25 protein-coding genes are annotated in these 26,571 nt (G+C 54.7%); 2 read left to right on the forward strand and 23 right to left on the reverse strand.

What is annotated here, in order from left to right; translation table 11 throughout:
- From HOJ95_02810 to waaF, 7 genes are read right to left on the reverse strand one after another with little or no spacing between them, the layout of a single operon-like run.
- Window positions 1–198: a Trm112 family protein gene (locus tag HOJ95_02810; GenBank protein MBT6393614.1), complete on the reverse strand. Its 198-nt coding sequence runs from the start codon at window positions 196–198 to the stop codon at window positions 1–3.
- The gene (locus HOJ95_02815) at window positions 195–1,142 is read right to left on the reverse strand and encodes an NAD-dependent epimerase/dehydratase family protein (GenBank protein ID MBT6393615.1); all 948 of its coding nucleotides are present in this window, start codon (window positions 1,140–1,142) and stop codon (window positions 195–197) included. The genes HOJ95_02810 and HOJ95_02815 overlap by 4 nt, the downstream gene beginning before the upstream one ends.
- Before the next feature lie 27 nt (window positions 1,143–1,169).
- Window positions 1,170–2,234, reverse strand: a complete 1,065-nt coding sequence (locus tag HOJ95_02820; GenBank protein ID MBT6393616.1) for a glycosyltransferase family 9 protein — start codon at window positions 2,232–2,234, stop codon at window positions 1,170–1,172.
- Window positions 2,231–2,734 (reverse strand): adenylyltransferase/cytidyltransferase family protein, encoded by a 504-nt coding sequence (locus tag HOJ95_02825; protein MBT6393617.1) that lies wholly within the window; start codon window positions 2,732–2,734, stop codon window positions 2,231–2,233. The genes HOJ95_02820 and HOJ95_02825 overlap by 4 nt, the downstream gene beginning before the upstream one ends.
- Window positions 2,735–2,736: 2 nt before the next feature.
- On the reverse strand, window positions 2,737–3,723 hold the full coding sequence (locus tag HOJ95_02830; protein ID MBT6393618.1) for a sugar kinase: 987 nt from the start codon (window positions 3,721–3,723) through the stop codon (window positions 2,737–2,739).
- Window positions 3,720–4,310 carry an HAD family hydrolase gene (locus tag HOJ95_02835; GenBank protein MBT6393619.1) on the reverse strand — a complete coding sequence of 197 codons (591 nt, stop codon included), beginning with the start codon at window positions 4,308–4,310 and terminating at the stop codon, window positions 3,720–3,722. The genes HOJ95_02830 and HOJ95_02835 overlap by 4 nt, the downstream gene beginning before the upstream one ends.
- Window positions 4,307–5,380, reverse strand: a complete 1,074-nt coding sequence (waaF, locus tag HOJ95_02840) for a lipopolysaccharide heptosyltransferase II (protein MBT6393620.1) — start codon at window positions 5,378–5,380, stop codon at window positions 4,307–4,309. Before waaF ends, HOJ95_02835 begins: the two co-directional genes overlap by 4 nt.
- 245 nt (window positions 5,381–5,625) lie before the next feature.
- On the opposite strand from waaF, the gene HOJ95_02845 reads away from it, so the two are divergent.
- Complete coding sequence (locus HOJ95_02845) at window positions 5,626–6,891, forward strand: YjgP/YjgQ family permease (GenBank protein ID MBT6393621.1); 1,266 nt, start codon at window positions 5,626–5,628, stop codon at window positions 6,889–6,891.
- Entirely contained in the window at window positions 6,888–7,976 is a 1,089-nt protein-coding gene (gene lptG / locus HOJ95_02850) for an LPS export ABC transporter permease LptG (GenBank protein MBT6393622.1), read from the forward strand. The genes HOJ95_02845 and lptG overlap by 4 nt, the downstream gene beginning before the upstream one ends.
- Before the next feature lie 2 nt (window positions 7,977–7,978).
- On the opposite strand, the gene lpxK is transcribed toward lptG, so the two are convergent.
- The 16 genes from lpxK to HOJ95_02930 all read right to left on the reverse strand — a co-directional run bounded on the left by lpxK (window position 7,979) and on the right by HOJ95_02930 (window position 26,529).
- Entirely contained in the window at window positions 7,979–9,061 is a 1,083-nt protein-coding gene (gene lpxK, locus HOJ95_02855; protein ID MBT6393623.1) for a tetraacyldisaccharide 4'-kinase, read from the reverse strand.
- Window positions 9,054–10,367 carry a 3-deoxy-D-manno-octulosonic acid transferase gene (locus HOJ95_02860; protein MBT6393624.1) on the reverse strand — a complete coding sequence of 438 codons (1,314 nt, stop codon included), beginning with the start codon at window positions 10,365–10,367 and terminating at the stop codon, window positions 9,054–9,056. The genes lpxK and HOJ95_02860 overlap by 8 nt, the downstream gene beginning before the upstream one ends.
- Complete coding sequence (locus tag HOJ95_02865) at window positions 10,367–11,104, reverse strand: lysophospholipid acyltransferase family protein (GenBank protein ID MBT6393625.1); 738 nt, start codon at window positions 11,102–11,104, stop codon at window positions 10,367–10,369. The genes HOJ95_02860 and HOJ95_02865 overlap by 1 nt, the downstream gene beginning before the upstream one ends.
- The gene (lpxB, locus tag HOJ95_02870) at window positions 11,101–12,255 is read right to left on the reverse strand and encodes a lipid-A-disaccharide synthase (GenBank protein ID MBT6393626.1); all 1,155 of its coding nucleotides are present in this window, start codon (window positions 12,253–12,255) and stop codon (window positions 11,101–11,103) included. The genes HOJ95_02865 and lpxB overlap by 4 nt, the downstream gene beginning before the upstream one ends.
- Window positions 12,252–13,082, reverse strand: coding sequence for a UDP-2,3-diacylglucosamine diphosphatase LpxI (lpxI, locus tag HOJ95_02875; GenBank protein MBT6393627.1), 831 nt, complete (start codon window positions 13,080–13,082; stop codon window positions 12,252–12,254). Before lpxI ends, lpxB begins: the two co-directional genes overlap by 4 nt.
- Window positions 13,083–13,094: 12 nt before the next feature.
- Complete coding sequence (locus tag HOJ95_02880; protein ID MBT6393628.1) at window positions 13,095–14,063, reverse strand: Gfo/Idh/MocA family oxidoreductase; 969 nt, start codon at window positions 14,061–14,063, stop codon at window positions 13,095–13,097.
- A gap of 23 nt (window positions 14,064–14,086) precedes the next feature.
- On the reverse strand, window positions 14,087–14,869 hold the full coding sequence (gene lpxA / locus HOJ95_02885) for an acyl-ACP--UDP-N-acetylglucosamine O-acyltransferase (protein ID MBT6393629.1): 783 nt from the start codon (window positions 14,867–14,869) through the stop codon (window positions 14,087–14,089).
- Complete coding sequence (fabZ, locus tag HOJ95_02890) at window positions 14,866–15,312, reverse strand: 3-hydroxyacyl-ACP dehydratase FabZ (GenBank protein ID MBT6393630.1); 447 nt, start codon at window positions 15,310–15,312, stop codon at window positions 14,866–14,868. Before fabZ ends, lpxA begins: the two co-directional genes overlap by 4 nt.
- Window positions 15,309–16,316, reverse strand: coding sequence for a UDP-3-O-(3-hydroxymyristoyl)glucosamine N-acyltransferase (gene lpxD, locus HOJ95_02895; GenBank protein ID MBT6393631.1), 1,008 nt, complete (start codon window positions 16,314–16,316; stop codon window positions 15,309–15,311). The genes fabZ and lpxD overlap by 4 nt, the downstream gene beginning before the upstream one ends.
- Window position 16,317: 1 nt before the next feature.
- The gene (locus HOJ95_02900; GenBank protein ID MBT6393632.1) at window positions 16,318–16,887 is read right to left on the reverse strand and encodes an OmpH family outer membrane protein; all 570 of its coding nucleotides are present in this window, start codon (window positions 16,885–16,887) and stop codon (window positions 16,318–16,320) included.
- 48 nt (window positions 16,888–16,935) lie between these two features.
- A complete protein-coding gene (bamA, locus tag HOJ95_02905; GenBank protein MBT6393633.1) occupies window positions 16,936–19,272 on the reverse strand; it encodes an outer membrane protein assembly factor BamA in 2,337 nt (778 codons plus the stop codon).
- Between the two features lie 56 nt (window positions 19,273–19,328).
- On the reverse strand, window positions 19,329–21,773 hold the full coding sequence (locus tag HOJ95_02910) for an ATP-dependent Clp protease ATP-binding subunit (protein MBT6393634.1): 2,445 nt from the start codon (window positions 21,771–21,773) through the stop codon (window positions 19,329–19,331).
- Window positions 21,774–21,796: 23 nt separating this feature from the next.
- Window positions 21,797–22,429, reverse strand: a complete 633-nt coding sequence (locus HOJ95_02915; GenBank protein MBT6393635.1) for an ATP-binding cassette domain-containing protein — start codon at window positions 22,427–22,429, stop codon at window positions 21,797–21,799.
- A gap of 91 nt (window positions 22,430–22,520) precedes the next feature.
- Entirely contained in the window at window positions 22,521–23,777 is a 1,257-nt protein-coding gene (locus tag HOJ95_02920; protein ID MBT6393636.1) for a lipoprotein-releasing ABC transporter permease subunit, read from the reverse strand.
- 3 nt (window positions 23,778–23,780) lie between these two features.
- Window positions 23,781–25,346 carry a lysine--tRNA ligase gene (lysS, locus tag HOJ95_02925; protein MBT6393637.1) on the reverse strand — a complete coding sequence of 522 codons (1,566 nt, stop codon included), beginning with the start codon at window positions 25,344–25,346 and terminating at the stop codon, window positions 23,781–23,783.
- A gap of 51 nt (window positions 25,347–25,397) precedes the next feature.
- A protein-coding gene (locus HOJ95_02930) for a peptide chain release factor 2 (protein ID MBT6393638.1) occupies window positions 25,398–26,529 on the reverse strand; the annotation gives its coding sequence in 2 pieces (ribosomal slippage) (window positions 25,398–26,462 and window positions 26,464–26,529; 1,131 coding nt in all).
- Window positions 26,530–26,571: the final 42 nt, after the last annotated feature.

Consider the following 26,571-nt stretch of genomic DNA (forward strand, 5'->3'; position numbering starts at 1 on the left):
CTACCCCTTTCCTTGGCTCTTTTCCCATTCATCGAGCGGAATGGCCTCGTCCACCAACATGATGGGAATATCGTCCTGGATTTTGTAGACGAGTTTCGAATCCTTGCAGATGAGAAAATTTCCGTCCTCGCTAAGCTCTAGCGGCTTCTTGCTCACCGGACAAGCCAGAATTTCAAGCAACTCTTTATCTATGGTCATTTTTTCAATCTCCCTAAAAGCCATTCATGCTCTGCTCTGAGGCCGTCGCGCAAATTTGTTTTCGGTTGAAAATCGAGGTCCATTTTTGCAAACGAGGTATCCGCCCAAGTGTGGCGAACATCGCCTTTCTGGACCTCCCCACGATCCTCCTTAAGCGGTACACCTTGAATTTCACCCATCAGGGCGATTACCTCGTTCAGCGTCGCCCGCTGCCCGCCACCGATATTATAAACGGCTGCTGGCGCTCCTTTCTGCATTGCCTGATAAGTTCCCTCCACGGCATCCGCAACATAAGTAAAGTCCCGGCTCTGCTCTCCATCCCCAAACACCGATATAGCGTTACCCTCGATGCCCGCTGTTAGAAAGCGGCGAAAGGCCATGTCGGGCCTCTGCCTCGGCCCATACACAGTGAAGTAGCGAAGAGCCACCGTGTGAATACCGAAATTCCGGTGATACAGGTAACAGAGGTGCTCTCCGGCCAACTTCGAGACGCCGTAAGGCGACACAGGCCTCGGAACAGCGTCCTCTTTCGTGGGGCCCTCCAGGGCGTCTCCATAAATGGACGATGATGAGGCATAGACAAAAGCCTTTAGCGTCTGATCCCGACAAGCTTCCAAAAGACGTTGGGTAGAAAGATTATTGTCATCCAGATAGATAGAAAAAGCTTGGCCCCAACTGTCTCGAACACCTGCCTGGGCAGCAAGATGAAACACACCATCCACCCCGGACACAATTTTTTCAAGGGGATCCTTTGCAAGATCCATCTCGATAAATTTGAACCCGTCCGCTTTCCTCAGCGCCTCAAGATTCGCCTCTTTGTCTTCTCTCCCGTAGAAGGGTGAAAATCTATCCACACCTACAACCCGGGCACCATTTCCGATAAGTCGTTCGCATAAATTTGAGCCAACAAAACCAGCGGCCCCGGTCACTAAATACGTACTCACTCAAAAACTCCCTTTATTTTCGCATACTTAGCAATATTTTTCATGGGAATTCCATAACCGCCGAAGAGCCAGTATTGCTTCATCCGCCCCGATTCGGTCAAGACACTCAATGTCCGGACATGTTCTCCCATAACATCCACTACAGGCCAACCTATAATGCAGGACTTCGTGGCCTTCCCCCCAGGGTCCATTTCTCAGGGGATCAGTTGGCCCGATAATCGCCAGACACCGAACGCCTAGAGCCGCCGCCAAATGAAGAGGCCCCGAGTCGCCACCCGCGAAAAAACTCGCTCGGCGAAGAAGCGCGGCGAGCTGCCGAAGACTCGTCCTTGGGGCAACTGTGGCCCCGCCGTGCATTGTTTCTGCAACGCGGTGGCAAGTCGCCTCTTCCTCCTCCGAGCCCCAGGTAAGAAGAAGGCCGCCTCCAGACATCTCAATCCAGCTATCGCCTAAAGCGGCATAACGGGCTACATCCCACCGCTTGGTCTCCCATCCCGCGCCGGGATGAATAACCATCAACGGGCGGCCGTTCGACAACCCCTCGCGCCCGAGAAAAGACGCCGCCGTCTCGCCCTCCTCGACCCGCTCATGCAGATCAAACCGTATCGCCTCTCTCGCCGGGATATCGACCCCGAGTTGGGTAAGCAACGAAAGATTTTTTTCGATGACATGATGCGGCCTCTCTAAAGCGAGCGCATGGTGCGTCATCATGGTGGCGCTCACCCCCTCCCGGCAGGCTCGCTGCTCGAAGCCCACACGCCTCTCGGCTCCCGACGCCAAAACGATGAGCCCGCTTTTGATCAAACCCTGTGCATCAATAGCAACGTCGGCACGAATTTCTCTGAGCGAGGCGATGCACTGCCTAATGTCCGAGAGCGCCTTGAGTGGTCTCTTTAACCGCCAGGCTTTCGTATCCACGATTAAAACTTGATTAATATCGGGATTTTCCTCAAGAAGAGGACTCGTCCCCGGCGCCACCGCCCATGCGATATGGGCATTGGGATAAGCGGCGCGAATGGCCGAGGCCAGCGGCAGGGCATGGACGACATCCCCGACAGCACCGAGGCGCACGATAAGGAAACGATCGCTCATCTCGCCTCGGGATGGGCGGAGCGTGAACCGATTTCTGTCGAAGAGTGGTCCTTGGGATCGCCACAGATGGCCACCTCACCACCATAGCTTTTCACCGTCTCGCGCTCGGGCACTGTATCTGTGGTGTAGTCGGTGCCTTTCGCCTGGACGTGAGGTTTTAGAGTTACCAAGAGTTTAGAAACATCATTTTCTTCAAACATAACAATATAATCGATCATATCGAGGGCCGAGAGAATCTCGAGGCGCTCGCTCTGGGACGTATAGGGCCTCCCCTCACCCTTGAGCCGCCTCGCCGAGGCATCCGAGTTCACGGCGACGACCAACACATCGCCCAGCGACCGGGCTTCCCGGAGATAGCGAATATGCCCGGCATGGAGAAGATCGAAACATCCGTTCGCGAAAATAACGCGCTTCCCGGATTTCTTATCTTGCTCAACGATCTCGGCCAGCTTTTCAAGCGAGCAAACTTTTCCGCCGAAAGAATCAAAATCCTCATTCATGCTCAATCTTCCTCCAGCGTCCCAAGAAGTTCATCTCGGTATACGACCGCCGTACCACGCTTCATGACCACCAGACCTGCCGAACGATTGGCAATTTCGGCGGCCTCGGGAACCGATGCACCGGAGGCGAGCGAGAGCGTGAACGCAGCAATTACCGTGTCCCCTGCACCCGTCACATCCGCAGCCTCATCGGAGCCGTAAACAGGGATATCCGTCCGTCCGCCCTCATTCTCAAAAACGCTCATTCCCTTGCTTCCCCGCGTAATGAGGACCGCTCGCGCGCCCGTGCGCTCCAGCAATGTGTTGCCAGCCTCATCGAGTCGCGCCTCGTCGGGAACATAACCCACCAGGGCCTCAACTTCCTCCTCGTTCGGCGTTATTGCGGTGACACCCTTGAAAGCATCCGCCCCGTGTCGGCTATCTACAGAAACAATCATTTTTCCAGCTAGACGACCCACAATCTCACGCACCGCATCTGTCACCACGCCCAGCCCGTAATCTGAAACGATGAGAGCATTCACACCCTCGCCCGGCAAGGCCTCCAGCGCGTCAAGCACCCGCGCCTCAAGCGAGCTACTCATCGGCAACTGACGTTCGTGGTCCACTCGAATAACCTGCTGGCGGCTGGTGTTACGCCCCCCGGCCATAATGCGCATCTTGGTCGGCGTAAACCGCTCACCTTCAAGATAAAGACTTCCCGTCCCGACCCCCCCGCGAGATAGAACTTGCTTTAGTGCCTCCCCGTTAGGGTCGGCCCCGAGGGCGCCGATGGCAGAGACACCACCACCTAGCGAGGCCGTATTCATTGCGGCATTGCCGCCCCCGCCGGGAAGAATTTCACGGGAGTTGAAATCAAGAACGATCACTGGCGCCTCGCGACTGATGCGAGAGGTGTCGCCATGAATAAACTCATCGGCGATAAAGTCCCCCACCACCGCCACGCGAAGAGAGGGGAATTTGTCTATATAAGCTCGCAAACCCTGGGTCATGCTCCGCTCTTTTCTCGTTCCGCGAGAATTACCTGAACCGCCTGATAGGCATCCTCGGAGAGGATATCCGGCTCGCGGCTCCAACCACCGCCAAAGTGGTCGCGCGAGCCCCTGCCATAGCCAGTCAACACGTAGGCCCCTCGGCAGCCCGCCGCCCAGCCGCATTCCACGTCCGTGTATTTATCCCCGATCATATAAGAACGGGCCAAATCGACGCCAAGCTCCCGGGCAGCTTCAAGGAGCATTCCAGGCTTGGGCTTGCGCATGTCCGAGTCAATGGCCAACTCAGGATCGTCGGAACTCGGATGATAAGGACAATAATAAATGGCATCCAGGTGCGCCCCCCCCTTCGCCAGCTCGGCCACAAGTTTTTCGTGCACGCGGTCGATCATTTCCTTCGGAAAATACCCCCGCGCCGCGCCCGCTTGATTCGTCACCAAGATAGCGAGCATGCCCGCCTCGTTAACACACCGCACCGCCGCCGCCGAGCGGGGATAGAGTGTGTAGTCGTCTACATGCGTTACGTAGCCTACTTCCCTGTTCAACACACCATCACGATCAAAAAAAACCGCCACTTTTCCGCTCAACTCTCAGCCCTCGCTTCAGTAGGCCACTCATCCATGGCGCTGTTCAAAATACGTTCCACTTCTCCGGCCACCTCCTCCGAGCTAATATCGTTCATGCAATCATGGTGACCAAGTGGGCAAACACGCTTAAAACACGGGCTGCACGCCAGATCTCGCTGCAACAAAATGTGGGCAAGTCCGCGTGGGGCTGTTCGGCGTGGATCGGTCGGCCCGAACAGCGAGAGCGTCGGTGTTCCCACCAACGCCGCGATATGGAGCGGTCCCGTATCGCCAGATACCAAAACACTCAGGCGAGCTAAAATTGCAGGAAGCGCCCCAAGTGTATCCTTGCCCGCAAGATTAACTGCTGCACTACCCGCCGCATCGCACACCCGGGTGGCCAATTCCACCTCATCGGGCCCGCCCATGACAACAACGCGCGCTCGGGTTTTTGCTGCCAGCCTCCGGGCCAAGTCTCCGTATGACTCAGGTGGCCAGGTCTTCGATCCTCCAAAAAACGCTCCCGGATGAAATCCAATCAGCGGCCCATCGCCGTTTAGTGCCTCATCGGCAAGTAACTTGTCCACAAATTCTGCTGCGACAGGCGCTACGGGCAGTGTAGTCTCCCGGTGGGCAGGTTGGTGCCCTTCAGCCTCCAAAAGCCCCAAATAATAGTCAATCAGGTGGGGGGGCGGTGATTCTGGTGGCGGAGAAGGGGCATGAGTCAAAAGAGCACCCCGACCGCCCGTAGCATAGCCAATACGATTCACGCCGCCCAGCCAAAACCCGAGGAGCGCCGAGCGAAAACTGTTAGGCAGAAGCCAGAGGGTGCTAATTTCCCCTCCCCGCCGCAGCGGGCGAGATGCAAAAAATGTTCGCCACTTGCCGCTGGCCATGCGATGAACTTTATCCACCCACGGATAAACATCCAGCAGCCCGGCACTCCAGGGGGAGGCCAGCGCTTCAAGCCGGTCATTGGGATAAGCCGCACGGAGGGAGGCAAAAAAAGGGGCGGCCATAGCCGTATCACCAATCCAGTTCGGTGCGATTACAAGCTGCCGCCTTCCCTTCCCATCCGATAAACCCGCCACCTGCATCCCTCCAACAAGGCGCCCGAAACCCCTTGAGGCCGAAATGGGCACGAGTCCGGGAGCTGGCTGTAACGCTATCAATTTCAGCGAGCTATCGCAATTCAAGCGGAATCAAAGGGTTTGTAACCCACGATAGGACAATACCGGCCCTTTATTCACGCCGCATGTAGGGGCGGGCGCGGGATTTTGCTAGTATGCGCCCCAGCAGTATCACAAATCACCGCCGCACCAGGGAGATTTCCCTCTTGAAGAAGCTTCACCGCTACATTCTCTGGGAGATCATTAGTTATTTTCTGCTCTGTATCTTTCTGCTGACGTTCTTGCTCCTCTTAAACCGCATGGTCCAGTTGACCGACCTCGTCATCAACAAGGGCGTCCCGATAGCCACGGTCGGCCAGCTTCTTCTCACCATCTTACCCGTGCTGATGCTAGTCACGCTTCCTATGTCTACCCTCGTCTCCAGCATTCTGGCTTTCAGCCGCCTATCGAATGATAGCGAGTTCGTTGCCATGACGGCATCTGGCATGAGCCTGTACTCCCAGCTCGTGCCAGTGGCTATAGTAGGCTTATTATCTGCGATTATCAGTGCGCTTTTAATGATGTTCGGCCTGCCATGGAGCCACCAGGCGACAGTCGATCTACGCTACCAAATACTCAAGAATCAGGCCTCGGCTTTCGAGATCCGCGAGCAAGTATTCAATGACACGTTCGATGGACTCATCATCTATATCCGAAAATCATCTCGCGAGAGTAAAATAATGCACGGGATTTTAATTTCTGACTCCCGTGACAATAGAAATACACAGGTAATCTTCGCCGAACAGGGCATTGTCATCAGGGACCCCGTGGGCAAGAGAATGATACTTCGGCTCGTCAACGGAACCACCCATCAGGTCAACGCCGTCACGGATGAGAAGAAAAAAAACGCGCGCCCCTCGGCGGCTGGACAGAGTGCACCCCTATTAGACCCAAAAACCTCCCTCAGCGAGAATCAATATCAGGTCGTTCGCTTCGGCACCTACGATCTAAATTTGAACTTGACTCAGTCGCTCGGAAACGGAAAGGCACTTCGAATTCGACTCCGCGGGTTGCCGATCAGCGAGCTGCGAAAAAAAATCACTGCGGCAAAACCAGGATCAGGACGTTATTATTCGTTTCTAGTCGAATTCCACCAAAGATTCGCCACCCCATTTGCCTGCCTTGCACTGGCATTGCTAGGCGCGCCGCTCGGCGTGCAGAACCGCCGCTCGGGCAGGCACGGGGGCTTTGCCCTCAGTCTCATTGTCGTATTCGCCTACTACATCATTTCATCGTTCACCGAGGGGCTAGGAGAGAGCGGGACCATTCCCGCTATAGTCGCCGCATGGGGACCAATCACTTTACTTCTCGCCGTTGCGGCAGGGGCCGGACAAATGGTAATCAGAAAAGGCGCAGTCGATATTTTCGGTTTTCTTCTCAAACTCGCCGGGCGGCTCCCCATATCCGACTGGCTTAACCCGAAGACGGCATGAGTATTCTCAGCAGGTATATTCTTACCCAATTCTTTCGATTCGTCGGCATTTGTCAGGCGGGCGCTATCACGCTTTTCCTGATGGCCGAATTCATCGAGCGTATCGACGATCTCGTCGAAAAAAAAGCCGCTTTCGTCGACGGACTTCTTTATTTTTTATTCAAGATCCCTCAGCTCATCATTTTCTCAATTCCCTTGACTGTTCTCCTCGCTAGTGTTCTCTCGCTTCTTTTGCTCTCGCGAGGAAATGAAATTGTCGCCATGCGCGCATGCGGGGCAAGCATCTACCGCATGGTCACCCCGATACTCATCGCGAGTTTTGGAATTGCGATCATCACATTCGTTGCCAACGAATATATCGTTCCCGCCTCCAATCAGCGTGTAAATCACATATGGCAGGTGAAGGTAAAGAAAATAGCCCCCCGTGGCTACAATCGCACGAATAAAATCTGGTATCGCTCCGAGGACAACACCATTTGGCAAATAAATATTTTCGACCCTTTCAAAGACAGAATGCTGGGCGTCACACTTTATCGCCTGAACGAGGAAAACCGGCTTTATCAGCGAATCGACGCCAAGGAGGCCAAGTGGATACCTCACGTCAAGCGCTGGCGCTTCGACGACGGGTTAATCCACCGCTTCGACGAGAAGGGAGACATCACGCAAGAGGCCTTCACTGCGACGCATTTTGATCTGAAGGATGTGCCCAGCGACTTCAAACAATCAGGGAAAAAACCCGAGGAGATGAGTTGGGCAGAACTTCGAAACTACATCACGGCAATGCAAAGCAGCGGCGTTGACACCACCCGATATATCGTAGACCTGTGGGCAAAACTCTCCACCCCTTTCATCTGCTTCGTTCTCGCCCTTGTGGGCGTACCATTTTCAATTCGGTCCAACAGAAGCGGCGGCGTCGCCTTGGGCGTCGCCATGACCATCGCTATCGGTGCGGGCTATCTAATTCTGTTTTACGTAGGGATTTCTCTTGGACACGCCAGCCGCCTGCCTCCGCTCGTGGCGGCTTGGGGCCCGAACGTCATCTTCCTCATGGGCGGCACGTACCTTCTCACCCATGTACGCGCCTGAGGTTAACTGCGCTCGAGCGAATTGAGAATAAGGCGCTCTAACTCATCGCCTCCTTCTATCTCCAACTCAACGCGAAGGGCCCTGAAAGGCTTGGTGCCCGGCAAATCTGTGAGTTTGACAGCATCCTTCTCGGTCGCCACGACAAGCTCCGCTCCTGTCTCTTTTAGCGCAGCAGCAATTCGCGCCACCTCGACCTCCCCATAAACTGCATGATCGGAAAAGGCAAGATTCTTCAAAATTTTAGCTCCCAACCCCTCAAGTGTACGGAGAAATCCATCGGGGTTTCCAATACCGCTCACCGCAACGATGCCGGTACCTCGAAGGTCATCAAGACTACCAATGGCTAACCCTTCGAGATTGACCAGGGCCGAGGGTGCGAGTCTACCTTCGAAAATTTCTGCCTCAGGCGCCAGAGAACTCGCCTTTTCTCTAATGCCCGGGACCGCCTCGCCCGTGATTAAAATCGCCCCTGCCCTTTGGAGCGCACGAAGAGGCTCCCTGAGCAAACCGGCCGGAAACATGCGACCGTTTCCAAAGGGTAGATCCCCTCGGAGCACCACCAAATCGAAGGAGCGCTTGAGCGCGAGATGTTGAAATCCATCGTCCACAACTATCACCCCGGCACCTAGCGCCTCCGCCCGACGTGCCGCTGCGGGGCGATCCTTTCCCGTCACCACCGGCACAGAGGAAAACATCCTCGCCATCAACACCGCCTCGTCCGAGGCTGGCGGCGAGGAGAGCACATTTCCCCGGCCCTCGCTCACGATACGGACCTCGCGCCCCTTGCCCCCATAGCCCCGGCTGACCATCGCCGGTCGCTCCCCCGCCTCAATCAGCCGCGAGACAAGCCAGGCAACCGCCGGGGTCTTGCCCGTGCCCCCAAGGGTCAGGTTGCCTACCGAAACAACAGGACACGCGGGCTGCTCGCTGCCTCCAAATCCGGCTTCATATAATGAGCGGCGAAGGCGCATGACATCGCCCCAAAGCCATCCGGCGGGAGCCAGCCCCGCGAGAGCCAAACGCGCCCATAGCGGTGCGCGCTCATCTCCCTCAAGCGCCAGCAGTAGCCCACCTCGATCAAGCATTTTGATCGTTCCTTGAGGTTTTCAACATTTCCACCAGATAATCGGCTACGCGCCCGGCCGCCCCGCGGTTCGCCATGACCGACTTCCACGCCGAGGCACCCGCCGCAGTGCGAGCACTCGTATCACTCAACAGGGGAAGAAAGGCCTCGGCCAAATCCTCGGGGCGCTCCACCCGAAACGCCCCGCCTACCTCAATGAGGCCACCAGCCACTTCCGAGAAATTTTGCATATGCCGCCCAAATATTACCGGAACACCCCACCGTGCAGCCTCAATGGGATTCTGCCCTCCGTGGGGAACGATGCTGCCTCCGATAAAGGCGACAGTGGCGCATTCATACGCCTCCCCTAGTTGTCCCATGGTATCGAGAAGAACAACCTGTCCACCTTCCTGACCCACAGCCGTTTTATCTTTTAATTCACTCCAGCGGACAGGATCGACCCCCCCGCGGCGCAGGGCCTCCTCGGCATCCGCCAGCCGAGGCAAATGGCGCGGGGCGACCAACACGCCAAGGCGTCCGAAACGCTCTCTGAGAGTGCATATCGCCCGAGCCAGCGCCTCCTCCTCACCCGGATGCGTGCTCCCAGCCACAATAATCGGATCTGCACCCCCCAAGCCAAATTTTTCTTTAAGATGTTCCGGATCGTCTACAACATGCGCGGCGGGCACGTCAAATTTTACGTTCCCCGCTGCAAACACCCCAGATGCACCCAGGGCACGATAGCGGATCGCGTCGGCCTCACCACGCGCCGCGACGCCTACCAGCTTTCCCAAAACGGAGAAGAACAACGGTCGCACCCGCAAGTAGCCCCGAAACGAATTTTCCGAGAGGCGCCCGTTGACGATACACACGGGCAGCCCACGCCGTGCCGCGTGCCATACAAGATTCGGCCACAATTCTGTCTCGACAATGGCCATCGCAGTTGGACATATCCGCTCAAGTGCACTTCGTACAGAAAAGGGAAAATCAAAGGGAAGATAGAAAACATATTCGACACCATCGATCTTCATCGCCTCCTCGCGGCCAGTATCTGTAACCGTCGAGATAACAATGCGAAGGTGCGGGCATCTTTTCAAAATCTCGGGCACCAGTATCGCCGCCACTCCAACTTCACCCACCGAAACGGCATGCAGCCACAGTCGTCCACCCGCCTTCGCCGGAGGAAGATGACGAACACGGCCCAGGCGCTCGGCCATGCCCACCAACGAGCGGCCACGCTGCCAGGAACGAGAAAAAAAATACAAAACAAGCAGCGGTGACAGCAGAAAAATCGCCGAGTTGTAGATGATATAGACAAAGGCTTCCATCACGTACCACCGTTCTCGATGGCGAGGCGAGCCTGCTCATTTGCGTCCAGAAGACGCCTCTCAAGCTCTGCGCGATGCACTTCAAGCTCTGGTCCGTCTATCGAGGAGGGGACTTTCAACGGCTCCCCGTAAGAAATAACGGCTCTGGCGAAGGGAAGGGGGATGAGGGTTTTATCCCAGGTGGGCAAGCGAACGCCACGGGAGGTGGCAAAACCAACGGGGTAAATAGGAAGGCCCGTCTGGGCAGCCAGGAAAATCACGCCCGGTTTCACCTTATCCTGGGGGCCATTGGGACCATCAGGCGTGAAAATCGGGAACGTGCCATTTCCGGCAAGACGACCAAGCTGGCGGAGCGAGGAGGCGCCCCCCTTGTTTCGTCCGTCCATCCGACCCGAGGAGCCTCGGACGCTTCTGCCGCCAAGATGAAACATGATACGTGCCAGAAGCTCTCCATCACGACTACGGCTTGCCAAACATACCCAAGGAAACGGCGTCGAAAAATAGGGGGCGATCCCAACGTGGCGATGCCAAAAAGCGCCGATGCATTGCTCTCCCCTCGACGCTTCCACTTCCCTGTGAATCTCGGGCTGAGTGCTTTCGCTCCTGAGGGTCGCGTAAATGAGACGCAAAAAAAGAGCAATGGCACCCGCCCCCAGGCGGCTGAAAATCGGCGCCCTCGGATCACAACCCCACTCATCGTAGCCCGGAGTATCGGAGGTACTCATCTCGCCGCTCACGTCGTTTTCTCCAACGCCATACGGATGCTTGTGGCCGCCCGCTCATACGGATCCGCTCCCGCGAGAGTCTCTCGTATTTCCCCAAACACGCGGAGTTGCCGCTCCCGCGTCTCAGAATCATCGAGAAGAGAGGCAAGCGAGGCGGCAATCTTATCTCCCCTAACCTGTTTTTGAAGCAACTCGGGGACAACCTCCCACCCCGCCAGCAGGTTGGGAAGACTGATGAAATCCACTTGAAGGAAAAAATATTTCGCCAATAGATAGCTGAAAACATCTCCCGCATAGCAAACATTCATCGGTGTACCGAGCAGAGCACATTCGAGGGCCGCCGTTCCACTCGCAACAACGGTGGCGTCCGAAGCACGAACAAGCGAATGTTGGCTCCCCCGGACTACTCGAACGCGCCCTGTGGCCAGCATTTTCTGAATTGTGCCCTCTGTAAGTGCCTCGGCCTCGGACATCAGAAAAATCGTCCCGGGAAACTGTTTTTCCAAAATTTCACTAGAATCCATCATCGGCTCAAGGAGACGTGTAATCTCGCTACGGCGACTTCCCGGCAAGAAAGACACCACCCGATCACTATCGGAAATTCCGAGCTCGGCTCGCGCCTCCTGTCTGGAGGGGGCATCTCGTAGCGCATAAGCCACGGGGTTTCCAATAAATTCAGCCCGCCCCCCCTCGCGGCGAAAAATAGGCGGCTCGAATGGGTAAATCGTCAATATTAAATCGCATATACGGGCGAGGGTTCGAGCGCGACCAGTTTTCCAGGCCCATACCTGGGGCGGAATGAAGTAGATGAGTTGCGGGGGTTCGGGAAGTCTACTGAAGGATTTGGCGAGAGAAAGATTAAAACCCGGATAGTCAACCAAAATAACGGCTGCGGGCCGCGAGGCCCGGACGCGGGAGAGTAAATCGCGTTTGATGCGTAGCAGCGCAGGTAAAACCTTGGGTACGCCACCAAAACCAATGACATCAAGCGGTCCGCAATCGTGGAGTATCTCGACACCCACGCCCCGCATCTCGTTGCCGCCCACGCCGAAAGCGCTGGAGCCGGGTATCTCAGTCGATAAAGCCCGGATAAGACGCGCCGCGTGAAGATCGCCCGAGGGCTCGCCGGCGACAACCATAAACCGGACGTCGTTGGCACTCATTTTTCCTCTTCACTCCGCCATCCGGCCAGGGCGATACCCGCAGCATCTGCGTCCTTGATGAGCGCTTCTTTGTCGATAAGAAAAGTTGCACCAGCCTCGACAACCAGTATCGAGGCGCCGCCTTCCTTCACCACCTTGAGTGTAGCGGGCCCCACTGTCGGAATATCGTAGCGAGCGTCCTGATCAGGCCGGGCAACCTTGCAAACGACCGCACCGGTTCCTGCCAGAGCGCATCCGCGCCGAATTGTCTCATCGGTGCCCTCCATGGCCTCCACCGCAACCACCGCACCTTTTTTGGCAACAAGGGTCTGTCCAATGTCGAGGCGGGCAATTTCTCGCGCCATTTGAAAAGCGTAGCGAACCTCCCCCTCCTCCCCTGCGGGGATGGGAAATTTACCAAACTGGCCCTCGGGTGCGAGAAGGTGATCGAGAAACTCTGTTTGGGGAATGACTTCAAGATTATTTTTTCCAACGAATTCGAGCACTTCATCCATGATGGTAATGTCTGCCAGGTTCTTGACCCGGTACATGAAGCGAAGCGCCTCAAAATCGAATTTCAATCCCTGGAAGAGAAGATTCTTTTCCACCTTGCCAGCAAAACCGACACGCCGAACGCCTTCTGAGTGAAAAAAAGCCATAATTTTCTTTGGCTGCAAGGGTGAAAAATGGGCACTGGAGGTGGCGATATCCGATAGGGAATCGAGATCCGAGGCCGATAAGGCCACAACAACAACCTCGCATCCTCGCTCTCGGGCCCTGGAGGCAAATTCAACAGCCAGGGAGCCTGTGCCAGCGACAAGCCCTATCCGCTCTCGGGGGTCGGACATATTCGGGAAGCGTTAAATCGTTGTGGGGGCGGGCACGTCAAGCATCTTTAAAACACGCAAGGCCACGTCCAACGAACGCAATTCACGTTCGGGATCAGTAACCACGATGCCCGCCTCGGCGGCAGAAAGGAAATATCTGAGTTCCAGTTTCAGGGGGTTATCCTTGTGAACAAACATGCGCTCCACCTGGGATTGTTCACTGTACTTAAGTTCCTCGCGCGAAAGGGTACGCTCGCTCGACGCTTGGCGATAAATTCTGAGTTCCTGATCTGCATAGTCAAGCCGTATGAAAGCATCAGGCTGCGAAATCGAAAGCGTACGGACCTTGTGCTGGGTGATGCGACTTGCCGTGAACGTGGCAATGCAGCCGCCGGAGAATTGAAGTTGCACGTTCGCCACATCGTCCCTATCGCTCACGATAATGGCGCCGTTCGCTGAAAGCGATGTCACATCCTCGCTCACTAACCGGAGGATGATATCCAAATCGTGGATCATCAAATCAAGTATCACGCCATCGTTCTTTGCCCGCGAAACAAAAGGGCCCAGACGGCGACATTCGATTAGACTCGGATTGCTAACAATCTCGGACAACTCCTGCACCGCACCATTGAAGCGCTCGACGTGGCCAATATGGAGGACTTTTTTCTTTTCCGTGGCGATACGGAATAGCTCTCGGGCCTCTTCAACATCGTTGCATATGGGTTTTTCTACGAGAACGTGAATTCCATTTTCAAGAAACATCTTGGACACGCGGTAGTGATGTGCAGTCGGCACGGCAACAATAACCGCATCGACTTTCCCGATAAGATCCTCGGGGCGAGAAAAAGACTCTGCCCCAAATTTATCGGCCAACTCGCGAACGCGGCTCTCATCAGGGTCCGCCAGTGCGACGAGATTCGCATCCACTATCTCGCTGAGCGCGGCCACATGGTAGCTTCCCATATGGCCAACACCGGCCACACCTATACGCAACAAATCCATTTCACATCTCCGAGCATTAAAAACTAAACTCCGCCCCTGTAAATTCCCCTTTCGGAAGAACGCATAAAGTCTAACACGGATTGGATCTCGCGTCCCAGAGGGAGTTCCTCCTCTATCCGGCCAAGGGCATCTTCCACGATTTTTGCTTCATCAAAGAGAATTCGGTAGGCCTGTTTCAGATGCCCCCGTACTTCGGCTGACACCCCGGTTCGCCTCAGGCCAATGGTATTAAGCCCTCTGATTACGGGCGGATTTCCATCTGCATTCGTGAAAGGCGGGATATCCTTACGGACGGCGGAGGGCCCCGTCAGAATAACGCCCTCACCAATACGTACAAACTGATGTATCCCCACTAAACCTGTGATAAAAACATCGTTTCCCACTTCCACATGGCCACTCAGGGACGTTGAATTCGTTAAGATCACCCGATCGCTAAGAATGCAGTCATGAGCGACATGCGAGAGAACCATCAAATAGCACGACTCGCCAACCTGGGTAAGACCGTCTTCCTTGATTGAGCGGTGAACTGTGGCCATCTCTCGTACGACCGTGCGCGCGCCGATCACAACCCTGCCACCCGGCCCGTCAAGATTAGTGTACTGCCCCTCGGTACCGATAACCGCACTCGGAAATATCCGGCAGCCAGGGCCTAACTCGGCTTGCCCCTCGATTACGACATGCGCCCCAATCTCGCAACCATCGCCTAGCTGGACGTCGGGGCCGATAACGGCGCCGGGGCCAACACACACATCATCGCCAATCGAGGCCTTAGGATCGACATGAGCCGCCGGATGAATGGTGCTCACGACTCTGACGGGGCCTCGATGACATGGGCGGTAAGCACGGCCTCGACAGCCGTTTCATCCTCCACCTTCACGACGCAATCCACTTTCCAGAGAAACGAGCGATGCCGCAGAAGCTTCACCTCGATGCGAAGCTGATCACCTGGCACGACGGCCCGTCGGAATTTTGCCTGCTCGATTCCGGCGAAACGAAACTCAGCAGATGGATCGGCAAGCTTTGTCCCAAAAATACAAAGAAGCGCCGCCTGAGCCATAGCCTCAATCATCATGACGCCAGGCATAATCGGATTATCAGGAAAGTGCCCGTTAAAAAACGGCTCGTTACGCGTAACGTTTTTTATAGCGACAATCGAAACCGCCTCGGTATCTAGTTCGAGAACCTTATCGATCAGCAGCATCGGATAGCGATGCGGAAGCAATTCAAGAATTTCTTCGGGAGATATCAAGTTTCGTTTTCCTCCAGTTTTCTCTCGACACTGGCCAAGCGGCGCGCGATTTCCGGTAAACGAGAATACACAGCCAAACGTCGACGCGCCTCCGAAATATCGACGGCGGGTGCATCGAGGTAGACTTTACCTCCCTCAAGACTTTTTGAAACACCCGACATGGCGCCGAACATCGCCCCATCTCCAATCTCGACATGATCGGCAACCCCCACACGGCCCCCCATAACGACCCCACGGCCAATCGTCACGCTTCCGGAAATACCCGTCTGGCTCGCAATAAGGCATCCCTCACCAATGGTAACGTTGTGGGCAATCTGCACAAGATTGTCGATCTTGGACCCGCGCTTAATCAGCGTTTCACCAATTGAGGCTCGATCCACAACTGCGCAAGCCCCGATTTCAACATCGTCCTCGATTACAACGGTGCCCGTTTGAGGGAATTTTTCCACCCCGCCCCGGCCATCCGGGACATATCCGAATCCATCAGAGCCGATCACGGCTCCAGCATGAAGTATGACACGCGCTCCGATGGAGACACCCGGATAAATGACACAATTAGGATGAACAACACTATCGGAGCCAAGCTCAGCCCCATCCCCAATACGGGCCCCTGCTCCAATAACACAGCCGTCGCCGACACTCGCGCCAGCCCCGATACTCGCGGCCACACCAACGGACACACCGCCGCCAATGCTGGCGGTCTCATCGATTACAGCTGAGGGATGAATTCCGGGAATAACTTTTTTTTCAGGCCGGAGAAGGGCAACAGCGCGGACGAAACCTAGTTTCGGATTCTCACAACGCACACCCGGGCGCCCAGGCTCCACGCCCGGTGGAACAATGAGGGCACCAGCATCGGTGGGCTTACTCATCTGCTTTTCTGAATCGGCATAACTCAACGTATCTGGCGCGGCCGCCTCGAATTCTGCGACATCCCGCACTTCAAACCCGCCTTCGCCTATGAGTTCCCCATCAATCTTCTCGGCGATCTCGGCGAGGCGCATCTCATTTCTTCTTTTTGTTGTAAAGCTTAATCACCTGGTCGGTAATATTCACCTTTTTATCTACATACAGGACGCCACCTATGGTCCTGTCGATGATCAAATCGTATTTTCCTTCCTGTGCAATTTCAAGCACCACCTCGCGGGTCTGCTTGAGGAGGCCACCCATCAGTTTACGCTGGCGGGACTGGAGGTCCCTCTGACTCTCCTGCACAAGGCGCTTGAGTTCATCTTCCTGGCGGGAGAAAGTCCTCCGCTGCTGGCGCAGGTTCTCTACTTTCCTGTCCCGCTCCTCTTTGCGCCATATTGGGCCTTTTCGCTGAACTTCCAGTTGGAGTTCACGAATATTTTTCACCATGCCCTCAAGGACCGTCCTTTTTTTGATGAGATCCACCTCAAGACGTTTTTTTTCTTTTTCAAGAGTGGCTCTCGCCTTCTTACCCGCATCGGAGCCAGCAACTGCTTTTTGCACATCCACCACGGCAATACGCGTTTGAGCGAAAACCACCGTTCCAAATCCAAAAACAAAAGAGACAATTCCAAATAGAAAAACACAAATTAAATTACGTTTCAACACAACTCTTCTCCCTTTCCAGGGTTTAAATAAAGTTTCCAACTCTCTTTAAAACGATGCGCCAAGACCGAAGTGCACTTCACGGTCACGCTCTCCTGACTTTTTGTCCAGCTTGTAGCCGACATCTAATCTGAGAGGCCCAAAGGGGGTAATCACGCGCAGGCCAACACCGGCACCATACCTCAGGTCAGTTAAATCATAGGCATTGTGCCGCTCCCAAACGTTCCCGACATCCAGAAAAAACGCTATGCGAGCAGGCCCAAAAAACGGATGTGTAAACTCTGTAGACATAAGCCCCGTCGAGTATCCGCCAATAGCCTCCCCGGCTGAATCCCTCGGACCAAGGTCGTCCCGGTCAAAACCACGAAGCGGCGCTTGCCCCGAAAGGTATATCCGCCTGAATGCGGGTAATTCCCCACTCAGGGCGTCAACATAGCGCAATTCAACTCTATAGCTCCAAATCAGGTTTTTCAACAACCTGAAACGAAGTTTAGATCCAACATTATGATACTGTCGGAAGTCGATTCGCATAGACCCAACATCGATGTCACCGCCAATGAAGCCACCCGACATCGCTGGGTTCACGACAAATAATGTACCCTCCTCTGGTAGGAAGCGGTGGTTCCTGGTGTCGTAAACCAGCGAAGGTGACATCCGGCTCTCAAGTTGCGTATCGCCCTCTGAATCAATAATGTCTTGCCGGGCAAACGGCGAGACCGCCGTAATCTTAAAGGTGGAAAGTTCATAGGAAAGAAAAGCCGTCAGATCGTCAGTCAACGATTTGCCCAGGTTAATCCGGGCACCTTTTCGCTCGTTGTCGAACGTGGCAAATTCCTCCTCGGTGATGAACAAATCACCGCCGAGAGAGAAATCTTTGTCTTGAAAGTTTGGGTCCGTGAATGAGAAGGTCCCAGATTGGCTCACGGATGACAAGCTACCCCTTAATCCAACTTTATAGCCGCGCCCGAACAGATTGTCTTCTCGAATGACCGCCGTTACTAGAGCACCCTCATCACTACTAAAACCTACACCTGCTCCGACGGATCCCGTTGGCCTCTCTTCGAGATTGATATCGATATCAAGTACATCTCGGCTCCCGGAACGTCTTTTTTCTAAAACTCTCACATCACCAAAATACTGAGTTCGATTCAACCTTGAGCGCGTCTTGGTGAGGGCTTTTGAATCGTAGAGCGCACCCTCGATTACACGCACTTCACGACGTACGACGTTCTCGCGAGTTCGCGTATTTCCTTGCACTTTAACCCGACCGATATAAACACGGCGACCTTTTTTAATTTCATAGATCACCTTAATCGTCTTTTTTTCATCATCGGGCTCGGTCGCGGAGCGAACATCAGCGAAGGCATATCCACGAGCGGCGAAAGCGGCCGTAACTCTCTGCACGTCCTCCACCAGGAATGTTTGATTGAAAACCTCTCCTGGAAAGAGTTGAAAATCAATCCGCAATTCTTCTGGTGGGATAACGTCCTCTCCACCCCGGATTTCGATTTCGCCAGTGTTGTACTCAGAACCCTCACTAATGGGGATAACAATATTCAACTTACCCCGTTCTCTGTCTTCTTTGATAATCGGCTGACTGACCTGAACCTTAAAATATCCACGGGTTCGATAGAGGAGTTTTATCCTTAAAAGATCTTTCTCAAGTTCATCTTCCCTGAAAATACCCGATTCCGTGAGCCACGACCAAAACCCCGACTCGCTGGTAGATATGGCATTAAGAATATCTTTTCTTGAGATATTTTCATTGCCCCGAAAAATAATAGTTTCTATAGCGACTCTCTCGCCTTCATTAATTACGAGAGTAACATCAACCGTATTCCGGGTGCCTTCCTTTAGAACAGCCTCGACCCGCGCAAAATAATATCCCTTCTCCTGGTAGAGCTTGCGGATATTGCGCACCGTTTCTTTGATCGTCGCCTCGTTGATGATCGTCTGGACTTTAACGGTGAGCCGCTCGCGGATGTCTTCCTCATCGACGTTGATGTTGCCTTGAAATTCGACCTTACGGATGGTGGGCTTCTCCGTGACCCGATAAACTACGCGAAGCCCTCCCTCGAAGGGCTCGACATCCACCTTCACGTCACGGAAAAAACCGAGCCCGTAGATGGTGCGCACATCCTCGCGGATACGCTCAACGAGTTCGACATTTGTGTAGGCTTTGCCTTCGGCAATCTTGATATAAAAAAGGACGGTTGATCGATCCACGCGCTTATTGCCATGGATTTCTACGGCCTTAATCGTAATGGCCGGGGAAGGGGCCTGCGCGACAACATCTAATCCTTGCGCTGGGACGCTTCGAGTAGAAAAAGCGAGACACAACACGGATATACAAACGCAGGCCACCGCCCTCGCTGAAATTGCCATGAAACAGGCTCCCTGCGGGGAAAAAGTGGGCTATTTATTAAAACCCAGGACTGATATCAGGCATCCTGGATGCTGAATACTTCAGTATCTTCCTTGGCCTCGAACACCAATTCATCGCCAGCGAGCTTGACCAAGATCACGCCCCCATCCTGGAACTTCCCGTGGAGGACTTCCTCGCTGAGTGTGTCCTCGATGTGGCGCTGGATGCACCGACGGAGCGGTCGGGCGCCGTAGGCCTTATCGTAGCCTTCCTTGCCCAGCCAATCCTTGGCCTCTTGGGTCAACTCGAGAGACAAGCTCTTATCGGCGAGCGTCTCATTCACCTTGGCAATCTCGATGTCCACGATCTGAAGAATATTCTCGTGGGCCAGCGTCCCAAATATCACAACATCGTCGATGCGGTTCAGGAACTCGGGATTAAACGTCTTTTTGAGCTCATCACGGATATTATCCTTAACCCGGTCGTAGCCCTGACCTGCCTCCTCTTTCTGGAAGCCCAGGGATGTTCCTTTTTCAATGGAACGAGTAGCCAGATTCGAGGTCATGATGATGATCGTGTTTTTAAAGTCGATGAGCCGCCCGTAGCTGTCCGTCAAGGCACCGTCGTCCATCACCTGCAACAGGATGTGATAGATGTCCGCATGGGCTTTTTCAATCTCGTCGAGAAGAATGACCGAGTAGGGCTTGCGCCGAACACGCTCTGTGAGCTGGCCGCCCTCCTCGTATCCCACATAACCTGGAGGAGCCCCGGTCAGGCGCGAGACGTTGAAGCGCTCCATGTACTCGCTCATGTCGATGCGAATCAGCGCCGAGGCATCGCCAAACATGTACTCGGCAAGTACTCGCGCCATTTCAGTCTTACCCACGCCGGTGGGGCCAAGGAACAAAAAGCTGCCAATTGGGCGCTTGGGATTTTTGAGTCCCGCGCGGGAGCGGCGAACCGCCTTGGTGAGGAGGCGGGTAGCCTCTTCTTGACCAATAATCTTACTGTTCAACTCCTCTTCCATGCGAAGGAGCTTTTCGTTCTCCACCTCCTCGATCCGCTGGAGAGGAATGCCCGTCATGCGGCTGACGACATAAGCCACATCGTCCTCAGTGACCAGCGCCTCCTCGTCAGTCTGATCAGCCTCCCACTCGGACTTGAGTTCATCGAGGCGCCCGCGATCCTGCTCTTCTTGATCGCGAAGCTCCACGGCTTTCTCAAAATCCTGATTTTCGATCATATCCTTCTTGAGGCGAACCGTATCCTCGATCTGGCGCTGAAGCTCCCGGATTGAGCTCGGGAATGTTTCCTTCTCAAGACGAACCTTACTGCAAGCCTCGTCGATGACGTCAATTGCCTTATCAGGCAGATAGCGATCCGAGACATACTGCGAGGAAAGCTTCACCGCTGAGATAATCGCATCGTCAACGATGCGGGCCTTGTGGTGCTTCTCATATTTATCTTTGAGGCCGCGCAGGATACTGACGGCATCGTCGTTCGAGGGCGGTTCCACCATGATGCTCTGGAAGCGCCGCTCAAGTGCACCGTTTTTCTCGATGTACTTGCGATATTCATCAAGCGTAGTCGCACCAATGCACTGCACCTCACCGCGGCTAAGCGCGGGCTTGAGCATGTTCGATGCGTCGATTGAGCCCTCGGCAGCACCAGCGCCCACGAGGGTATGCAGTTCGTCGATGAAAATGATCACATCCTGGCTCTGCGTGATCTCCTTCATAATGGCCTTAAGGCGCGCCTCGAACTGGCCACGGTATTTTGTGCCGGCGACAAGCGCACCCAGGTCAAGCGCCACAACCCGCTTGCCACTCAAAATCTGAGGCACTTCCTTGGCGACAATCATCTGGGCCAAGCCCTCGACGATGGCCGTCTTACCCACACCCGGCTCGCCAATCAGAACAGGGTTGTTCTTCGTGCGACGGGCAAGGATCTGAATTACACGTTCAATCTCATCGCTCCGACCGATGACCGGGTCGAGTTTGTTCTCCTCGGCCAGCTCGGTCAGATCGCGACCAAATTCATCGAGCGCCGGGGTCTTGCTCTTGTCACGCGCACGCGTGGCAACCGGCTCGCGAAGCAGGTTGATCGTCTGCTCGCGTGTCTGCTGAAGCTTCACGCCAAAGCTGCCAAGAATCTTAGCCGCAAGGCCGTCTTTCTCGCGGACGATTCCAAGCAGAAGATGCTCGGTGCCGATGTAGTTATGGCCCATCAGACGGGCCTCTTCTACGGCATATTCAAGAACTTTTTTTGCCTTGGGGGTAAAGGGTATGTCACCCTCGACCGGCCCGCTCGTGCTCTTGGGCAGATTTCTTTCTAACTCCAGGCGCAACTGCTTCGGATCAACACCTAGTTTTTGAAGAACCGCTATCGCAATGCCGCCGCCATCCTTCAACACGCCCAGCAGAATATGTTCAGTACCCAGATATTCATGCCGATAATTATCCGCTTCCTCTCTGGCGAGGATGATGACCTTACGGGCGCGCTCCGTGAAACGTTTAAACATACCGCCCTCCTTGCGAGTTTCTGTTACCCGGCGTCAATTCGACCATCCACCATGACAGCCTGACGATTCATTCTAGCGGCGATTGAAGCATTGTGCGTAGCCACCAAAAACGTCACTCCGTCGGCTCGATTAATCTCCTGCATTAAATCGAAAATCGAATTCGCCGTGCCTGAATCAAGGTTGCCTGTTGGCTCATCGGCCAGTATCAGTGCCGGCCGGTTCACCAAAGCCCTAGCTATAGCCACTCTTTGCTGCTCGCCCCCCGATAATTCCGAGGGCCGATGATTAATCCTACCACTTAATCCTACTCTCTTGATAAGACTTCGTGCCCTTTCTTCTAGTTCTCCGCGGGCGTCTCCTCTCAACAACCCCGGTATTGTAACATTTTCCAGCGCAGAAAACTCCGGAAGAAGGTGATGAAATTGAAACACAAAACCGATTTCTCGATTTCGAAACATCGCCAGCTCAGCGTCCGGCACCTGCGAGATCTGATCTCCTTTATATATGATCTCGCCGCCAGTAGGGCGATCCAAGGCTCCCAGGATATGGAGTAGCGTACTTTTTCCGGCTCCTGATGCCCCCGTTATCGCCATAGTTTCGCCAAAATAAACATCCAGGTCTAGTCCACATAAGACCTGAACCTCCCCGCCTGCCATCGGATAAACCTTCTCAATTGCGCGGGCTGAAACTATAACATCTTTTTTATCAGCATGTTGGGAATAATCTGCCACTTCATCAGAGGCCGAATCAGCCATACCGAAGCACCTCCACGGGATCGACGCGAGAAGCCCTCCAAGCAGGATAAACCGTCGCTAACAGACTGATCAAAAAGGCCCCAAGTGCCATGAGCGTCACATCAGACACCGTCATGTGCACCGGGAGCCGACTAATATTGTAGACGCTGGGTGGGAGGATGTCCAAACCAAAATAATTTTCCAAAAATGACTCGACCACTCCAAGATTCCAGCCTAAAACCAGCCCGCCAATTGTTCCCAGAACGGCCCCGGCCAGACCCATTACCGCCCCTTGGATGAAAAAAATTCGGAGAATGACCCCTCGGGTCGCCCCCATGGATTTTAAAATTGCAATTTCCCGGCCCTTTTCCATCACCACCATAATGAGCGAGCCGATGATATTAAAGGCGGCCACCACGATTACCAGCAAAAGGAGAATCGTCATCGTCGTTTTTTCTGTCTTCAATGCCGAGAAAAGATTTCGGTTCATCAACTGCCAGGAGCGCACCCAGTAGGGATAGAGCAAATCCTTTTGAAGACGGCGCGACACCCGCTCTGCCCCGAAAATTTCCTTAACCTTCATATGAACTCCAGTCACGCCTGCCCCAAGACCAAAAAAATCCTGACTCACCTTCATGTCGATAAGCGCCATCCCTGAGTCGTACTGATAAAAACCACTCCGGAAAATCCCGGTCGTCTTAAATGTTTTCGATTTTGGAAGCACCCCCATCGGCGTAATAGCGCCGACGGGACTTATAATCGTCACCTCCATGCCAAGCTGAAGACCCAGCGACGAGGCCAACTCGGAGCCCAGAATGACGCCCGGCATCCCGCCCTCCGCCGAGAGGCTATCGAGAGAGCCCGCCCGCATATAGGCAGCAAGGTTGGTGACATCCTTTTCACGCACCGGGTCTATGCCGCGGACAACCGCGCCTGTAACACTCCCATTCGAGGAGAGCATCGCCTGGCCAAAAACAAAAGGCGATGCCGCCACGACCTCCGAATCTTTTCGCACAAGTTTAAGGACATCATCCCATTTTTTCATCGAAGCTTCGCCGGACTCGACCACAACAACGTGGCTCTGGGTGCCAAGAATTTTACTGCGCAACTCGCGCTCAAAGCCCGACATGACACCCACCACGACAATTAGCGTAGCAACGCCCAAAGAAATACCCAGCACAGAAATCCACGTTGTAATGGAGACAAAAGCGTTTTTTTTCTTCGAGCGCAGGTGCCGCATCCCGATAAAAAGCTCGACGGGTATTTTCACGCGCTAATCCTGAATCTTTCGAAGAAGAGGAAAGAGAATGACGTCCCGTATTGATTGCGAATCTGTCAGGAGCATGATCAGACGATCAATGCCAATTCCCTCGCCCGCGGTTGGCGGAAGGCCGTATTCGAGGGCGCGCAGATAATCCCAGTCCACCTCATGCGCCTCCTCGTCTCCGGCCGCCTTCGCTGCCGCCTGGGCCTCAAAGCGAGCCCGTTGATCATCGGGGTCGTTCAACTCGGTATAAGCGTTGGCAATCTCGCGCCCGGCGACGATGAGTTCAAATCGCTCGACCGTCTCGGGATCATCCTCGCGGCTTTTCGACAGCGGCGAGAGCGCCCGCGGGAAATCATAGATAAACGTGGGCTGGCGGAGCTTAGGCTCCACCGTCTCCTCGAAGAGGTACTCGAGCATGTGGACGAATTTCATGTCATCGGGGATTGGATAGCCCGTCTTTGCGGCAAGGGTACGGGCATAATCCCGGGCGGTGGAGTGGCCTTCTAGGACTCCGGGAGGGCACCCTCCGATCTCGACTATCGAGTCGCGCCATTTATAGCGGGCCCATGGGGCGGCGAACGAAATTTCCTCGCCCCCATATGTCACCGTGTCACTCCCGGCAACCTCCCGGGCGATGCCGCATAGCATCTCCTCGGTAAGATTCATCAAATCGTTGTAGTCCGCATAGGCCATGTAGAACTCGACCATGGTGAACTCCGGATTGTGCTGAATCGAAATTCCCTCGTTTCGAAAATTTCGATTGATCTCGTATACGCGATCCATGCCGCCGACAACGAGGCGCTTTAAATAAAGCTCGGGCGCCACCCGGAGGAATAGGTCCATGTCGAGCGTATTGTGGTGGGTGACGAAGGGCCGCGCCGTCGCACCCCCGGCAATGGACTGCATCATCGGTGTTTCAACTTCAAGAAAACCCCGATCATCGAGAAAACGGCGAAAAAGCTGAATCATTTTTGAGCGTTTCTTGAAAATTTCAAGGACATCGGGATTGGCAATGAGGTCAACGTATCGCTGGCGGTAGCGCGTCTCGACGTTCTGAAGACCGTGCCATTTTTCGGGCAGCGGATACATGCTCTTGGTCAAAAGCTGAAGATCGCGCACATAGACAGAAAGCTCGCCCGTGCGCGTTTTGAAGACGCCGCCCTCGCAGCCGACGATATCGCCGATGTCGAGTTCCTTAACAGCCGCAAATTTCTCCTCGCCCAGGTCATTCATGCGTATGAATAGCTGAATCCGCGCCGTTCCATCGCGCAGGTCCATGAACACGACCTTGCCCTGGAGGCGTTTAGCCATCACCCGGCCCGCGACGGCGTAGTGACCCGTTTTTGTCTCCTCGTATTGCTCATCGGTGAGATCACCCAACTCCGTGACGATCTCGCCAATGCGATGGGTTGTCGCATAGCGGTTGGGAAAAGGATCCCCGCCCTCTGCTCGAATGGCCTCAACCTTACGGCGGCGCTGCTCGACCAGCTCGCTGATCTGGCCCTCGGCATCCCCGGCGACTTCCTCCTCCGAGGCCTTGTCCTGGTTCTTCTGATCTGGCGACTCACTCATTTCAATTCGCGTCCTTGCTGGTAAATGACATTATCCGCCTAGCCTTTGAATCTAACTCTTGGAGCGAGCCTCGGCCCGCCCCTCGATCAGGGACAACAGATAGGCGTCGATAAATTTGTCGATGTCACCGTCCAAGACGGCATCGACATTCGAAGTTTCCTCATCCGTGCGGTGATCCTTCACCATCTGGTAGGGATGGAGGACGTAGGAGCGTATCTGGCTCCCAAAGCTGATCGATTTTTTCGCGGCGTGAAGCTGCTCTTTTTCAGCCTCACGTTTTTCTATCTCTCGTTTGTAGAGTTGCGCCCGGAGCAACTTCATCGCGGTGGCGCGATTTTTATGCTGGCTCCGCTCGTTCTGACATGTGACGACGATGCCCGATGGTGCATGCGTGATGCGCACCGCTGAGTCTGTCGTGTTCACGTGCTGGCCGCCGGCACCCGAACTCCGGTAGACATCGATGCGAAGGTCGCCCTCGTCAATCTCGATTTCCACATCATCCGAGACCTCGGGGGCCACGTCCACAGAGGCGAAAGAGGTGTGGCGCCGCGAGGCGGTATCGTATGGTGAAATACGGACCAGGCGATGAACACCCATCTCCGCCCGAAGATAGCCATAGGCATAATCGCCCTGAATCATCAGGGTGGCGTTCTTGATGCCCGCCTCATCGCCCACCAGAATTGAGACAAGCTTGGACGTGCAGCCATGCGCCTCGGACCATCTCGAATACATGCGAAGCAGCGTCTCTGCCCAGTCTTGGCTCTCAACGCCGCCAGCGCCTGCGTTCACCGAGAGGATGGCGTTTCCGGGGTCCTCCTCGGAATCCATCACGAGGCGGAATTCAAGTTGCTCCTGCTCTTTTTCAACTTCCTCAAGGGCAACGACCAGCTCACCAACGAGCTCTGAATCGGGCGCGCCCCCTTCCATCTCGATAAGCTGGATGAGCTCGACCTGCTCAGTCAATTTTTTCTGAATGTCCGTCCAGGCATCTATCGTCCGCTGTAGAATAGCGCGCTGCCGCAAAGTATTCTGGGCCGATTCCGCGTCATCCCAGAATCCTTCCCCGCCTGCAAGCTTGTCTAGTCGTGCGCACTCTGCTTCATGTCTATCGAGGTCAAAGCCGACCTCGGAGTTCAAGGAGGCGCGCCTCCAGCCAGTCACACTTTTTAATATACTCTTCCATCACTCCCCTCAGAGGGCGCCAAAGCACCCATCCCTACAATTC

Source organism: Nitrospinaceae bacterium, assembly GCA_018669005.1.
In the GTDB taxonomy this organism is placed as follows: Bacteria; UBA8248; UBA8248; order UBA8248; family UBA8248; genus UBA8248.